Annotated in this window: 10 protein-coding genes; 5 read left to right on the top strand and 5 right to left on the bottom strand. The window is 43.9% G+C overall.

What is annotated here, in order from left to right:
• Positions 1-122 precede the first annotated feature (122 nt).
• Positions 123-3,176 (bottom strand): PAS domain-containing protein, encoded by a 3,054-nt coding sequence (locus tag ACFSRY_RS12905; RefSeq protein WP_377508082.1) that lies wholly within the window; start codon positions 3,174-3,176, stop codon positions 123-125.
• Positions 3,177-3,552: 376 nt separating this feature from the next.
• Here ACFSRY_RS12905 and ACFSRY_RS12900 point away from each other — a divergent pair, with 376 nt between their 5' ends.
• The 4 genes from ACFSRY_RS12900 (at position 3,553) to ACFSRY_RS12885 (ending at position 7,081) form a co-directional block, all read left to right on the top strand.
• Positions 3,553-4,821 (top strand): sensor histidine kinase, encoded by a 1,269-nt coding sequence (locus ACFSRY_RS12900; protein WP_377508078.1) that lies wholly within the window; start codon positions 3,553-3,555, stop codon positions 4,819-4,821.
• Positions 4,822-5,232: 411 nt separating this feature from the next.
• Complete coding sequence (locus tag ACFSRY_RS12895) at positions 5,233-5,736, top strand: hypothetical protein (RefSeq protein WP_377508075.1); 504 nt, start codon at positions 5,233-5,235, stop codon at positions 5,734-5,736.
• Between the two features lie 106 nt (positions 5,737-5,842).
• Positions 5,843-6,415: a hypothetical protein gene (locus tag ACFSRY_RS12890; RefSeq protein ID WP_377508072.1), complete on the top strand. Its 573-nt coding sequence runs from the start codon at positions 5,843-5,845 to the stop codon at positions 6,413-6,415.
• Between the two features lie 66 nt (positions 6,416-6,481).
• Entirely contained in the window at positions 6,482-7,081 is a 600-nt protein-coding gene (locus tag ACFSRY_RS12885) for a DUF4136 domain-containing protein (RefSeq protein ID WP_377508069.1), read from the top strand.
• A 202-nt stretch (positions 7,082-7,283) separates the two neighbouring features.
• On the opposite strand, the gene ACFSRY_RS12880 is transcribed toward ACFSRY_RS12885, so the two are convergent.
• Complete coding sequence (locus ACFSRY_RS12880) at positions 7,284-8,783, bottom strand: Do family serine endopeptidase (RefSeq protein WP_377508066.1); 1,500 nt, start codon at positions 8,781-8,783, stop codon at positions 7,284-7,286.
• A gap of 421 nt (positions 8,784-9,204) precedes the next feature.
• Between ACFSRY_RS12880 and ACFSRY_RS12875 the strand changes: the two genes are divergently transcribed.
• Positions 9,205-9,972, top strand: coding sequence for a DoxX family membrane protein (locus tag ACFSRY_RS12875; protein WP_377508063.1), 768 nt, complete (start codon positions 9,205-9,207; stop codon positions 9,970-9,972).
• Positions 9,973-10,129: 157 nt separating this feature from the next.
• Here ACFSRY_RS12875 and ACFSRY_RS12870 read toward each other — a convergent pair whose 3' ends face one another.
• The 3 genes from ACFSRY_RS12870 to ACFSRY_RS12860 all read right to left on the bottom strand — a co-directional run bounded on the left by ACFSRY_RS12870 (position 10,130) and on the right by ACFSRY_RS12860 (position 15,201).
• Entirely contained in the window at positions 10,130-12,658 is a 2,529-nt protein-coding gene (locus ACFSRY_RS12870) for an outer membrane beta-barrel protein (protein WP_377508060.1), read from the bottom strand.
• A gap of 301 nt (positions 12,659-12,959) precedes the next feature.
• Positions 12,960-13,631, bottom strand: coding sequence for a LytR/AlgR family response regulator transcription factor (locus ACFSRY_RS12865; protein WP_377508057.1), 672 nt, complete (start codon positions 13,629-13,631; stop codon positions 12,960-12,962).
• Positions 13,632-13,692: 61 nt separating this feature from the next.
• Positions 13,693-15,201, bottom strand: coding sequence for a sensor histidine kinase (locus ACFSRY_RS12860; RefSeq protein WP_377508054.1), 1,509 nt, complete (start codon positions 15,199-15,201; stop codon positions 13,693-13,695).
• Positions 15,202-15,221 lie beyond the last annotated feature (20 nt).

Below are 15,221 nucleotides of genomic sequence, written 5' to 3'. Positions count from 1 at the left end.
AACCTTCAAAGTAAAATACAATGGTCCGTTTAATCTATATTAAGGTAATAATGTAACCTGCAAAAGCAAAGAGCCGCTTCATTTAAATGAAGCGGCTCTTTGCTTTTGCAGGTTATTGATTTTTACCGTTTGAGAAACACTCTAAAGGTGCTCCCAACATCAATCTGACTTTCAACTTCTATATGACCGCCCGCGTTTTCGACCATCTTCTTAACCATGTAAAGGCCAATACCGCTACCCTCAACATGATCGTGAAAACGCTTGAACATGGTAAAGAGCTGCCCCATATGATTCTCCTTCATCCCTAGGCCGTTATCTTTTACTGTGATAACATGGTGCGTTGCTGCAGTTTGGCAGTGAACTTCTACAAGTGCCTCCCTTTCTGGAGAGCGGTACTTAATGGCGTTGGATAGCAGGTTGTAAATAATGCTACGCAGGTTTTTTTCAGAAAAGTGGATGGTGCTACACTCAGATACATCGATTGTCAGCTGTACTCCCGACGATTGGATCATTGGCTCCAGGTCCTGTATAACTTCCTGCACCACCTCCGGCAGACTTACCAGAACAGGACTTACCTTATTCTCCTGCTGAAGCTTAACGACATCGTTAAGGTTATTAATCGTTTTCTTAAACCGGTTAACAGACCCTTGCATTAGGGACATAACATGCTTCGCATCGTTTTCCTGCAATATGCCTTGGCTTAAGTCATCAGACAGGAAAGCCAGTAGTCCCTCAATATTGGCGATAGGAGCTTTCAAATCATGAGAGGCTGCGTAGACAAAGTTATCAAGGTCATTATTAATGTACGTTAACTCCTTGTTTTTCAACTCTAGTGCCGCCTCTGCCTTTTTCTGGTTGTCTATATTGGTGTTGGTTCCGATCCAGCGCACCACTTTGCCATGTGTATCTTTCACGGCATGGGCTCTTGTAAGGAACCAACGATACGCACCATCGGCGCCTCTCAATGGAAATGTTAACTCCCAGGTCTCACCCTTTTCCCAAGTCTCCTTTAAGTGTGCTACCACGCTGTCCACGTGATCCGGATGGTGAACTTTTGCCCAACCCCATCCGAGCATTTCCTCCAGGGTGGTTCCTGTGTATTCATACCAGCGTTGGTTGTACCAGTAGATCCATCCATCAGGCTCTGCCATCCATGCCAGGTTTTGTACATTATTGGCAAAGGTCCGGAACTGCTCTTCGCTTTCCCGTAGGGCAATCTCCGATTTCTTTCGCTCCGTCACATCACGGGTAACTCCCAAATGCATTACTCCTTCTGCAGTAGATAAAGGAACAGCATGTGTCTCCATGCGTCGGCGTGCCCCATTTAATCCAATGATATTGAACTCCCAGCTGAGGCTCTCCCCATTGCATACACGCTTATGGTTTCTTTGCCATTCCTTCTTATACTCTGGATCAATAATATCGAACACACAGGCAGTACCCAACAACTCTTTGTTACCCTCTATCATTTCTAGTCCGGAATGGTTTATAAACTGAAGCGTTCCATCTTCCGATACTATTTTTATACACTCCGGCGTGGCCTCAATGATAGCCTGCAGCCTGGCCTCGCTCTGTCGTAGTGCTTCTTCATATTCTTTTTGCCTTTGCACATCTGTAGCAGTACCGTACCATTTCAATACGTTTCCTGCTTTATTAAGCTGCGGAAGGGCCCTGCTGAGGTACCACCTGTAAGCTCCATCCTTCATCTGAAGCCGGTGCTCTTGTTCATACACACTTGCTTCTGCCACAGCTTTGTTCCAGGCATTAGAAGTTGCCATCACGTCATCCGGAAAAAGTATTCCCTCCCATCGCCAGGTGCCATTGGGTAGTTTGGTTGCACCGGCAAATTCAGAGATTCTGTCATTGTAATATGTTACTTCTCCGTCTGCATCCGCAATCCATACGAGCTGGGGCATCGCATTAGCCAATTTGTTTAATTCCTCTTTATTTTCCTCCAATTTCCGCTGTGCCAATACCTCTTCTGTAACATCAATGGCGGTTTGGTGAATGCCATATAAAATACCTGCTACATCAAAAAGGGGCTTGTAAGTATAGGTGAAGTAAAAGGATTGTAGTCTCCCATCAATAAACAGGTTGGCTTTTTCCTTCACTCCGCTGTAAGCCACTCCGGTAGCATACACCCTATCAAGCAGATCAGGGAAAGGCTGACCTTCCAGTTCAGGCAAGGCCTCACGTAGTGTTTTGCCAGTTACTGAACAATCTTTTCCCCAATACGACAGCATAATGTCATTGGCATACTGTATTCTAATTTCCTTGCCTATGTAAAGTGCAGTCGCAATTGGGGCCTCCTCTATAAGAGTACGATATCGGTACTCCGTCTCCTCAACCCTTTTGCGGGCAAGTACCTGCTCCGTTACCTCATGGGCCACGCTAAACACACCGGAAGCTTCCGGATCAGAACTTTTTTCAAAGTATGGTTGGTAAACAAAGTTGTAGTAGCGCAATTCCTCTTCGCCGTCTATGTGTAATGTTATCGGGTACTCTGTGGCAGAAACTTGAGTGCCGGTGCTTCGAACCTGGTCCAACAGCTCTGGGAAGCCTTGTGGTATGGCTTCGGGTATCACCTCAAACAAAGGTTTACCGATTATTTCAGATGTATTTCCTAACACCTGAAGCATTTCCTCATTTGCTAATCTTACAAGGTTCTCCGGACCATTAACAATACATACTGCCACCGGGGCTTGCATAAACAAGCTGTACGTGCTCTCAACCTTTTCCAGCTCAATTACTTTTTCCTCAGCCTTAACATCGTCTGTCACTTCTTTAGTAGCGTGCAAAAGGTAAAGGATATCACCGTCTTTGTTCAGGATGGGCTTGTTAAACGACGACCAATATCGCTTCTCAAATACTCCTTCTGCATTTGGTACATCATAGCGAATAACAGGCATTTGGTCTGACTGCTTCGTTTCCACTGCACTGGTAAGAGACTTTCTAAGATTTGATGGCCCTGTAGCTGTTACAGCTTCAGGGTTTTCAGGAAACACCTCAAAAATGCTTCTGCCTATTACGCTGTGCCTCTCCAGGTTGGCTAACTTGAGCAACTCATCGCTCACAGCTAAAATAGTAAAGTGCGGTACATCAGGTTTTAGAACCAAGAAGTTTCCCGGCATTGTGTTGAAAACTAGCTGAAAGTCCGGTGTAAGGTCCTGATTCATTTTAAGTGAAGAAAGGGGCTTATAAGATAGGGATGGCCGAAGGTAAGCAAAACCTATTGGAACGCTGCAATTAATCCGTTAATACTGACAGGTTAACGCTTTCAGGCTACCTTGGGTTTTAGTTGCTTTTGTGCACCAGATGAAGGGGACTGAATAGCCTGTACTATTTAAGTCAACTGCACTTTGCAGCTACCTTGCTTCATTCTAGAAGTAGCTCCGCGGCCGATAAAAAGCCTTGGTTTTTCAGCAAGAAGACTTGTAAACAGGACCTCCAATACAACTATTCAATTGGAAAATAGCATTATAACTTCACAATGTTTTTTTAATACATACTTTGCTTACTTTTGAAGATTGTACAAAAGTAAAGCTGTCCGATATGGAGTTTTTCCAGAAGTTACTGCAATCAGATTTTATGCCTCACGGGCATTGTTATTTTTGGAAGCCGGAGATCCTTTGGTTGACTGTTGGGGGCGATGCCCTTACCGCAGCCGCCTACTACTCTATTCCGCTTATGCTATTCTACTTCGCAAAGAAGCGGCAGGACCTGGCGCACAAATATGTGTTTTTCCTGTTTGCAGCATTTATACTGCTGTGCGGTACTACCCATATCTTAGACATCTGGACAGCATGGGTGCCTACTTACCGACTTGCAGGTATGATTAAAATGATAACCGGTTTAGTGTCCATAGCCACAGCAGTGGTTTTGTACAAATCTATTCCGGCTTTACTGGCGATCCCAAGCAATTTGCAACTGGAGTCTGCTAATCATAAATTGAGAGAGGAGATTAAGGAACGAGAGAAAGTTCAGGCCGAGCTTAACCTGGCTAAAGATGAACTTGAAACACGTGTAGAAGAGCGAACTGCAGAACTTTTCCGTGTGAATCGTGAACTGGAGGAGGAGATCGTAGAGCGAAGAAAAGCGCAGGAGGCTCTTGTGCGTAAGAATGATGCTTTGCTTCAGATAAATTCCGACCTGGATAGCTTCGTCTACTGCGCCTCCCACGATCTAAAGTCACCAATAACGAACATGGAGGGTTTGTTATCTGCCCTGCGTGAAGAAATGGAAACACCAGGAGGAGATGTTGAACCTATTCTAAAGCAATTAGAAACCTCTGTACAGAAGCTTAACGGCACAATTGAAAGCTTATCAGATGTAAGTAAGATTCAGCGTAAGTCCCAGGATGAGCAAAGGGAGAAATTAGAGTTTGAGAAGACTTTAAGCGATGTAGCCCTGGGTATCCAGCATATGATACAACAATCCGGTGCCAATATAATCACTGACTTCAGTGAGCAACCTGTAGTTTGCTTCTACCCACAGCACTTGCAAAGCATTTTGCAAAACCTTCTCACCAATGCCATCAAATACCGGGCTTCTGAAAGAGATTGTATCATAAAGATAAGTGCAAAAGAGGCAGCCGAGTATGTGGTTTTAACTGTAGAAGACAACGGAATAGGCATTGACTTAAACAAACACGGAAATAAAATATTTTCTCTTTTCAGAAGGCTCCACGACCACGTAGAGGGAAGTGGTGTAGGACTTTATGTGATCAAGCGAATAATTGAGAACTATCAGGGCAAAGTGGAAGTGGAAAGTATGGTAGGCAGAGGTACAGCCTTTCACGTTTACTTCCGAAAAGCGTCCTGATTTTATTATCATGCTGCGCGTGCAGAGCAACCACGTGCAGCATGAACTCTTCTAAGCAACTCACAACTTCTTACAATAAGTTTAATCAGTTTACTTGCTGTACTAACCTTTCCTATGGTACGGGCAGGTACGCTGTTTCACGTTTCTATTAAGCTTTAGGCAGCAGGAATAGCCTCTCTGTCTAAGGCCCTAATCCCCTTTTCCTGCCAAATGTACCTTCTTATCCTATCCTTACTCAATAGCTGCTTTGGCTATGTTGTTCGCTTGCTTCCCTAGAACATTTTAACGGTGAGAGTACGGTCTCGTAAAAATTAACAAAGAAACGTGACACAGGAATTTAAAAGATATAAGATTGTGAAAACAAACATTCAAAAGACAGAAAAAAGAACAGGCATGTAGCGAAAAGCAGGAATGGGGCTTTGCCTTTTCCTGATGCTGGGTGCGGTTAGCTGCGACGATGATGACGATGACATTGAAGTGTTTGATAACAACACATTTTTCGAAGACTTCTCTGCAAACAACCTTTTTAATGATTGGGATCTAGATAATGATGACCTGCTGGATGAAGATGAGATGACTATGAGCTTCTTCGAAACCTGGGACACAAATGATAATGAGATGCTGGATAATGCTGAGCTCAATGCAATAGAAGAGGACTTTGGCATGTCAACGGCAGACTGGGATGTGTGGGACACTGACAATGACGGCATGATTGAGAGGAGTGAGTTCATTGCCGGAGCAGATACGGATGCAATTTTTGACAGCTGGTTTACAGACTGGGACATGGATGCTGATGGTTTTATTGAGGAGCGTGAGTTTACTGATGGTGTCTTCGGCCTGTGGGACGATGATGGCGATGGCTTCTTAAGCGAAGTAGAGTACAATGGATTCTTCGACACTTATTTTGGCCTATAACAGAAGACAGATTTTACTTAAGTACAGAATATTACAACATCAATATTTGTACTCCGTAAGGATAAACACATCATCATATGTTAGTATAAATTAAAAAACTATGGAAATGAAAAACGAAAAATTTTTATCAACAGTTGGCAAAGGCCTTTCCCTATTGTTCTTAGCAGGCTTGGTAGCTTGCGGAGGAGAAGGAGAAGTTGTAGAAACAACTGAAGTAGGAGAAGCCGAACTAGACAATGAAATGGTGACTGCAGAAACCTACGATGCTGATAGGTTTAATACTACTTTTGCCTCAACCAACTACTATGAGGAGTGGGATGCCAATGATGATGATATGCTTGACCAAAACGAGTATACTGCTGGCCTCTACGACACCTGGGATGTGAATAATGACAACCGGTTGGATGAAAATGAGTGGAATACGGCAATCAGCGATTGGGGACTGGAGAACGAAAGCTGGGCAGAATGGGATGCAAATGCCGATGGCTTTTTAGATGAAAATGAATTCGGAACTGGTTTTGCCGATAATGCGTGGTATGGTGAGTGGGACACTGATGACAACAACTTACTCACTGAGCGGGAGTACACGGATGGTGTTTTCGGCCTGTGGGATGCTAACGACGATAATATGTTAGATGAGGCTGAGTACAGAGCCTACAATATTTACTATGTAGATTAGAAATTGTTAATTTACTTATTGGGCACCTCTCCTGAGGTGCTCATTTTCATCTTAAAATTTACTACTATGAATCTCTTTACAAATAAATGCAAGCTACTTCTGTGGGCTTTGGCACTGTTAATTCTTGCAGGCTGTGCTCCAACAGTAAGCGTAACCACTGATTACGACCGATCAGCTAACTTTAGTCAATACCAGACTTTTGGTTTTTACCAGGAGCGACCAATGGAGCCACGGGATGCCTCAGTGAACTTCAATGAATCTCTGGACATGTACCTCCGCAACGCCATAAGGGAAACCCTCAACAACCAAGGGCTTCGCTTCGAAAGCACCGATCCTGATTTAAAGGTAGCCTACGATGTTGCCGTAGACACAGAAATAGAAGTAAATACCAACTATGCATTTGCACCAGGCTTCGGATATGGCTATAGCTATTGGTATGGTTACCGTTATAATTATGGCTTTACCAATTTCCCTACCACTTACAAAACCATTAACCAATATAAGGAAGGAACTGTGGTAGTAGACCTGATAAACCCGGATACTAATGAGTTAGTCTGGCGGGGTATTGGAGAAGCAGCCGTAGACATGTCGGGTGGTATAGACCAGGAGCGCATAAATACGATTATATCTGAAATTCTGCAAAAGTACCCACCAACACGTAGCTAAACATTGAAGAACATTTTGCAGGTAACGGTAAGTTAAAAACAATTCTTTTATTGAAGGAGGCTGATTCACAGGACAGGGATCAGCCTCCTTCTTTTTACCTTGTACCTTCCTTATCTAACCTTAACTTATTACTTCGCCTGCAAAGCTCAAACAAAAAAGCCGCTGTAAAATTACAGCGGCTTTTTTTGATGGTGGTATCAGATTAATTTCTTCCTATTGGATAGTAGGCTCTAAGTCCATCAGGATATATTCCCTCCAGGTAAACAACTTCTCCATCTATGTTTCGAAGGTATTTTTCTACATCAGCTGGAGTACTAACTTTATTCTTGTCTATCCTTGTGATGATAAAACCATCTTTTATACCTGTCTCACTGAACTTGCTATCACGTACACCCATAATTTTAGCGCCGCCATCAATTCTTAGCTTGTTCATTTCCTGTTTGCTGACAGGTTCAAAAGTTGCTCCGGCAAAGGAGGCTGCTTTAGCAACACTTCGCTTCACCAGTTCGGTACCATTGTTCATGTTTCTTAGGGTTACTTTGGCCGTCTTCTTATCACCACCACGCAGGAATGCAACTTTTACCTCATCACCAGGCCTATAGCGGGCTACCTGCTCCAGCAACTCAGAAGATTTGCTAACAGCCACACCATTTACAGCTGTAACCACATCACCGGATTTTAATCCTGCCTCGGCAGCTCCACCATTTTCAGCCACTCTGGAAAGAAACACCCCATTCAATGTTTTAAGGCCCTGCTCCTTCGCAAAAGCAGCATCAATTTCACGTATCTCAGCACCTAATAGCGCTCGCTGTACTTCTCCGTATTTCATCAGGTCATCTACAACCTTGCTTACAAGTGCCGAAGGAACCGCAAAAGAATAACCGGCAAAAGAACCAGTCTGCGAGGCAATGGCCGTATTGATTCCAATAAGGTCACCGTTTAGATTTACCAACGCCCCACCTGAGTTACCTGGGTTAACAGCTGCATCCGTCTGGATAAAGGATTCCACACTATAGCGCTGGCTCGGATCTTTAGAACGAAGTATGTCAATGCTACGACCTTTGGCACTTACGATACCCGCTGTAACCGTAGACGTAAGATTCATTGGATTACCAACCGCCAGAACCCACTCTCCTACTTGTATCTCATCGGAATTACCATAGCGTACAGTAGGCAGTCCATCAGCCTCTACCTTAAGAAGGGCGATGTCTGTAGTAGGGTCAGTACCAACCAATGTGGCAGATAACCTACGCTTGTCATTTAGCACAACCTCTATTTTAGAAGCCTTGTCAATCACATGGTTATTTGTAATTATATAACCATTAGTAGCAATGATTACTCCGGACCCGGAACCAATTTGTGGGCCCCTTGGCATTTCTCTACCACCATATCCTTCTCCAAAGAAGTCGCGCAGGCGTGGATCCATTTCACCTCCACGAGCGGTTGCACCACCACTATATTCCGTCATAACATGAACAACAGCTGGAGTAGCTACTTCAGAGGCTTTCAGAAAATTAAGTCCCTCCGGAGCAATGGCTGAGCCACTACGCATATCACTGGTATAACGAACCTGAGGTAAATTTACCTGATCCTGAAGATGACTGATCGCATTGCTGTCTAAAAATTGGTAACCGCCTATTGCAACACCTCCACCAAGAATAGCGGAAAGCGTAAGGCCGGCAATGTATTGTCTTGTTTTCATAAAAAGGTTTTAGGATTCTTTATTATTGATTATTAATATCTTGGTTTTAAATATACACTAAACTATCATCCAAATACTGTACCAAAATCAATAACGCTATCATAAAATGTTGTACTCCTTAAGCTACAGTCTCCAGCGGCTTTTAACAGCTCACTAACTTTATGTAATTCACATAGCAACAGGCTTTATTCATAATAATCCAATGGTTACAAAAAACTTAAACTAAACGATTCACCATTTCGATATACCTGCCTGAAAAAAATACAGGCGCTTCCGATACAGCTAAGCCACCAAAACCTCACTTCCTACACGCTATGTTTACCTTGAAATTTCGGGAGTTGGTCTAATAGATTTTTATAACTCACCGGAAATTTTTCCTTTGTATTAGAAAGAAATTATTCACGACCTACACCTTAAAACTATGTTAAAAAATAAGGACCTTCTTACACTTCTGATCCGGCTCTTCCTGGCTTACACCTTCTTCTCTGCCGGAATATGTAAACTGACACACGGTAATTTTGGCCAGATAATGGGACCTCCTTGGCTGGAAGAACGATTAGCTGAATATGGCCTCAGTTTATTTGCCCAGGTAGTGGCGGTAAGCCAGGTAATAATAGGTTTGCTGTTGTTTTCGCAACGCTTCAGCCTGCTGGGAGCCATTATGCTGGTGCCTATGAATGTAGCCATACTTGCCGTTACTGTATCGCAGCAGTGGGTGGGAACGCCATCTTTGAATGTGGTTTTCCTTACTCTTAACCTGCTCCTGCTGGGATTGGAACACAAGAAATTCAGGTTCCTGTTTTTTGCTTCCAGAACCTTCCAGATCAAACCTTCTAGCATAGATCATATCGGGCAGAACTTGTTTAGCTGGGTGGGCATTGGCTTTGCTTTGGCCACTTTGTTTTCAGCCCCTTTTATCATTTTACTAACCAACATTTTTGCTGTGCTAACGTTTGCCACCTTTGCCACAAGCATTATCCGCAGCGGACTGGAAAACAAATTCGATATACTGCTCTTGATAATGCCATTTTTGGCAATGACCGTCCTTACGTTGGGGAAGGTTATTCCCAGTGCCGAGATTGTACTCTTGAGTGTGCTGATGATAGAAGCACTGCTACTGCCATACAGGCTGTACCTCGGTAAAAGCAAAAAACCGCGTAAAGTCACTGCAACTGCTGCCATAGGCTAATGACACTGCCTTTACCAGCGGACGCTCTGCCAGAGTCTTCAAATCTTTTAAAAAAAATCAGATAGTTAAGTGTTGAAAAACAAAAAGGCCTCCAGCAACACTGGAGGCTTTTCTCTTTATTCACAAAAGTTGTTTTACTCATTCATATTTTAACCAATTATTGCAATCCTGACTCTTCCCCTTCTTTAGCATCTTCGTTGTTGACTTTCTTTACACGGCGCGGCTTGGCTTTCGCATCCTGCTTTCCAAACTGATAGTTGAAGCTTAGTCTTACCTGCCGCATATTCAGGTTTAAAGTGTTGGTTTGGTTCAGCACGAGTACGTTTTCTGAGTTATACGTTTTAATAACACGCTCCCGTGTCACGTACTTATTGAATGGGTTATTGACCCCAAGCGTAACGTTACCTTTTTTGTTCAGCACTTCTTTTCTTACAGCAAAGTTGTAGGTTCCAAATCCCAGGGTTTTGCCCTGCAGCGTTACCTGTGAAGAATTATAGTCACCAGCCATCTGGGCACTGAAGCCTTTGTTAAAGTTGTACGATACGTTCAGGTTCGTATTATAGACAATGCCTGAGTTAGACTGCTGCTGTCCGCCCCCCTCAATAGAAGCATAAAACAGGTTTACGTTACTGCTAATCCTTCCTTTCTCCCAGAACTTCGTACTGCCAGACAGGCTAAGCCCGTAGAAGCTCTCTTGCCCTAGATTCCCGAAAGTAGTTGTTACTCTGCCTACAGAGTCCGGGTTAGTACCATTATAAAGTGTACTAAGTGACTGGATGGCATTGTTTGTCTGGCGCCAGTAGAGAGATGCGTTTACGGTTGCCCCAGACTTAAAGAAAGTGCTGTACCCAAGCTCGTAAGAGTCTGTTAGCTCTGCCGCCAGGTCAGGGTTGCCCCGCACCACATTTTTAGGATTACTTAAGTTCTCGTAAGGGTTTAATAGAGACAACTGTGGTCGCTGAATACGCTTGGAGTAGTTGAATTTGATCGTCTGGTTCTGCTTCAGATTTCTGGAAACAGAAATACTTGGAAAGAGATTCTGATATTCCTGCTCCACTGTGGTGCCATTCATAATGAAGTCTCCATTAATCTGGGTATGCTCGTACCTTAAGCCCATCTTCAGGTTGTACTTGTCTAGTTTCATGCCATACATCGCATAAGAAGAAAGCACATCCTGGTTATAAGAAAACACATCTGTTCTTTCTGGAAGCAACACAAAAGGAGATGAAGCCGGATTTGCCACCAGGAAACGGTAGTCGCTTTCTGCATAGCGCCAGATTGCTTTCGTGCCGATTTCTAAGACTTGGCTTTTGCCTATCGGATGCGTGTAATCAGTCTGGGCTGTTATTTCCTCGTTGTAGGCATCGTTAAAGTTCCGCTCTTTTTGAGTTAGCTGGCTGTTCTGAAACAACTCCATGTAAACTTCATTGTCGCGGCTGCTTCTACTCATCAGTCCCAGCACCGAAAGTTCCTGCCCCGGCTTTTTAAAGGTTTTAGTATAGTCGAGGTTAATGTCATAGTTAACTCCTTCAAACCCATTGTTGCCTACCCGGGTGTTCCTGTTTTCAGGCGCATTTTCAAAAGCGTTGGTAGTTACCTGCGTGGTTTTAAACTTAACATCCGGAATTATCATTCGGATGCCTGTCGCTATATAGCTGGTTTTACTAAGTCCGTAATCAGCACCAAACTGCAGCAACCTGGAAGAAGCAATTCTGTTAGCATCTACATTTTGCGTGCTACTGGAAATAGATGATCCTGGGCCGAAAACTGACGTAATGTTATTTTTACCACGCATATCGGCCATTGCATAACCCAGGGTGCTGCTTACACCTACTTTGCCTTTTCTGTAGTTCAAACCCACATTGGTGTTGCTGTTGATCGTACCCAGGTTGGCAGCAAAGTTTCCGGTCAGGCCCTGTACACCGCTGTCTTTCTTTAAAATAATGTTAATGATACCTGCCGTACCTTCTGCATCATACTTGGCTGATGGACTCGTTACCACCTCTACCGCCTTGATCTGATCAGCAGGAATCTGCTTCAGAGCATCGGCCACGTTACTGGCCACTACAGCAGATGGTTTGTTGTTAATGAGTACCCGTATATTGGAGCTGCCGCGCAGTTGCACATTGCCCTCCAAGTCTACACTCATACCAGGTACTTTTGCCATTACTTCAGCCGCCGTTGCACCAGGATTAATGTCTTTATCAACGTTGTAAACCATGCGATCTACTTTGTCTTCTATCAAAGGCCTTTCTCCGGTTATAATAACTTCGCTCAATGCTTTTGTGCTGGACTTAAGTGTAACTGTTCCCACGTTCACATCATCTTTTCCTTTCTCAACAAGCACATTGTCAACGGCCATACTTTCGTAGCCGACGAAGCTTATGGTTAATTTATATTGGCCGGGAGCAACCTCGGCAATACTGAACCTGCCTTTGCTGTCGGTAGTAGAGCCGTTTACAATTTTGCCTGTGCCTTTGTTTACCAGCGCCACGGAGGCAAACTCCACAGGGGCTTTTGTCACCTCATCCTGAATAATGCCGCTGATCTTACCCTCGCCTTTTGCGATGGGTTGTGTTGTGACTGGCGCCTTGGTAGCACCTGCTGCCTGGCCTGCCACATTTTGGGCAATAGAAGCCTGTGTAGCGAGAAAGCCCGCTACTGCCATAAGTATAATTTTTTTCATAATAAAGAGCTTAGATAGTAATGTTTATGGGTTTCGTTCTATAATTAGAAAGGGTGCCTATAAGGTAAAATAAGCTTCATGGCCATGTAGCAGCTTTTACAATATTTATCTTTAATTGTACTATTCACTTAAGTCCGTTTGAAAAAGGGCAAACCCGTCCCAGCCCCTCTTATGAGGAGAATTTTTACTGCACCTTAACTCTTCTCAGGAAGAACCAGGGACAGGTGCCATTTACAAACAACTAACCTTATTATTCACTAGCACTAAGGGTGGATAGTGCTATACTTTTTGTAAGCGTAAGCTAAACCTGCAACTGTTGCATATACGATGCGCCCACCGGTACTTCGTTGCCTTTTATGCATACCTGGTGTCGCTCTATCTTATCTATTCTGTCTTTGGCTACAATGTATGACCGATGCACCCGCACAAATTTATCCGTAGGCATCATATCAGAGGCTTCGCTAATGGTCATGCGGGTCAGCAACTTCTTATCCTCTAACACAAACGTTACATAATTACCCGCAGCCTCTAAGTATAAAATCTCGTTAAAGTGCACCTTCACCTGCTCATAACCAGTCTTCAGGAACACGTAATCCTTGGCTAAATCTGCCCCACTGCGCAGCAAGTATAACTCCTGTGCTTTGTTACAGGCTTTCACGAAACGGGCCAACGAAAAAGGCTTCAGCAAATAGTCTATGGCATCCAACTCAAAGCTGGTAACTGCATGCTCAGAGTAAGCTGTAGTAAAGATCACCAGTGGCTTTTTCTGAAGGCTCGCCACAAACTCCAAACCGGTAATATCAGGCATCTTGATATCCAGGAAGATTAAATCAACCGGCTCTTTTTGCAGGTACTCCAGCGCCTGAAACGCATCCGTGAAACTAGCTGCCAGCTCCAGGTATGGCACTTTGGAAGCCAGCGTTCGTACTACCTCCAGTGCCAATGGTTCGTCGTCTACTGCAATTGCCCTCATTCTTTTATCGTTTAGCCTACTCTTTATACTTGCTGATCAAACTTAATGATATCGTTCTAAATTACAGCTGCAGCGTCAGGTGCACAAAATACTCTTCGGCAGTTTCTCTGATGATGAGTTCGTGCCTCTTAGGATACAACAGGTCCAGGCGCTGCTTCACGTTTACTAACCCCACCCCAGATTTGTCTTTTTCCGGGTCCTGCTCCTGCTTCGGATGCGTGCTGTTATACACATCAAAGTATAGTTTGTTATCAGCAGTGTGTAACGTTATCCTGATCCACGACTTATGCTTCAGGCTAATGCCATGCTTAAACGCATTCTCTACAAAGGGTATCAGCAGCATAGGAGCTATAAACTTATCTGATACCACCTCCTGTATCTTGGTTTCGATGTTGATGTTAGGTGAAACCGAAGTTCGCAATCGCTGCAACTCAATAAAGTTGAGCATGTAATCTATCTCCCTCGACAGCAAAATCTTCTGCTGCAGGTTCTCGTGCAGCATAAAGCGCATCATATCACCCAGCATCTGTATACCCTGCGCCGTGCGTTCGCTGTTCTCCTGCAGGGCCGTACCATAAAGTGTATTTAAGGCATTAAACAAAAAGTGCGGGTTAATCTGAGAGCGAAGAAAATCCACATTGGCCGTTGATTTGCCTAACTCCTCCTTCAACACATATAGCTCTTCATTGCCCTTTAAGTGGCGCTTAAACAGAAACCAGGTTGCCGGCACTGTTATAAACATATGAAACATCACATTAAAAAAGCTTGAACCAAAAGCCGAATCCTCATCCTGGAACAGCAGCAGCATCAGGAAGGCCACCGGTAGGTAAGAAACTATAAGTATAAGCGCACTGATGATGGCATAGTACCGGAACGGGTTCTTTTTATGCAGTGCTTTTGGCAGCAAAGAGTAAAACGAATAGCAATAAATGATCAGGGCACTAAGCGACACAAGTCCCCATATGATCGTAATTTCTTCGCCAATGTTCAGGATAAGCAACAGAAACACGCTCACCATCCAGGCTACAAAAGCTGTAAGAACGTCCCGTGTTATAATATTATACTTAGACTCTATGGAAGTAGAATTGGATAACAGGTAGAGTCCGCTATACTTGATACCGGTATACAGGCCCAGCATCAGCAGCAGCCAGAAGGCGTAATGGAAGCTTTGCTGAAAAACGTAATCATATGTCTGTTCCGCTGATTCGAATCTTGCAAACAGATAACCTTTGGTATAGGTGTCGAGAACGCCGACAACCATGCCTACAACCACAAAAGTTACAAGCGTGAGGAAGACGTTTAGCCATAGAGATTGCTTTTTGAGCAGCCTTGGCACCAGCACAAAATTGGTTAGAAGGAATACCAGGTACAGCAGCAGGTATCTGAACAACTGCGGAAAGAAATAGTGCTCGTAGTAATTATACTCTATTCCTGCTTCTCTGAATAAGTACCTATTAGGACTAACGCCTATTGCCAGTGAGAACAAAGCAAAGACAAATATGGTGGTAGCTGCCCAAAACTCCACCTTGTGCCGGTGGATCGGTTCAGCTATATAGCTTTTTAATGTCATATCATTCATAGAACAATGAT

Source organism: Pontibacter locisalis (genome assembly GCF_042684605.1).
GTDB lineage: Bacteria > Bacteroidota > Bacteroidia > Cytophagales > Hymenobacteraceae > Pontibacter > Pontibacter locisalis.
Note: the sequence above shows the minus strand (reverse complement) of the source record. Positions and strands in the feature narration are given on the sequence as shown.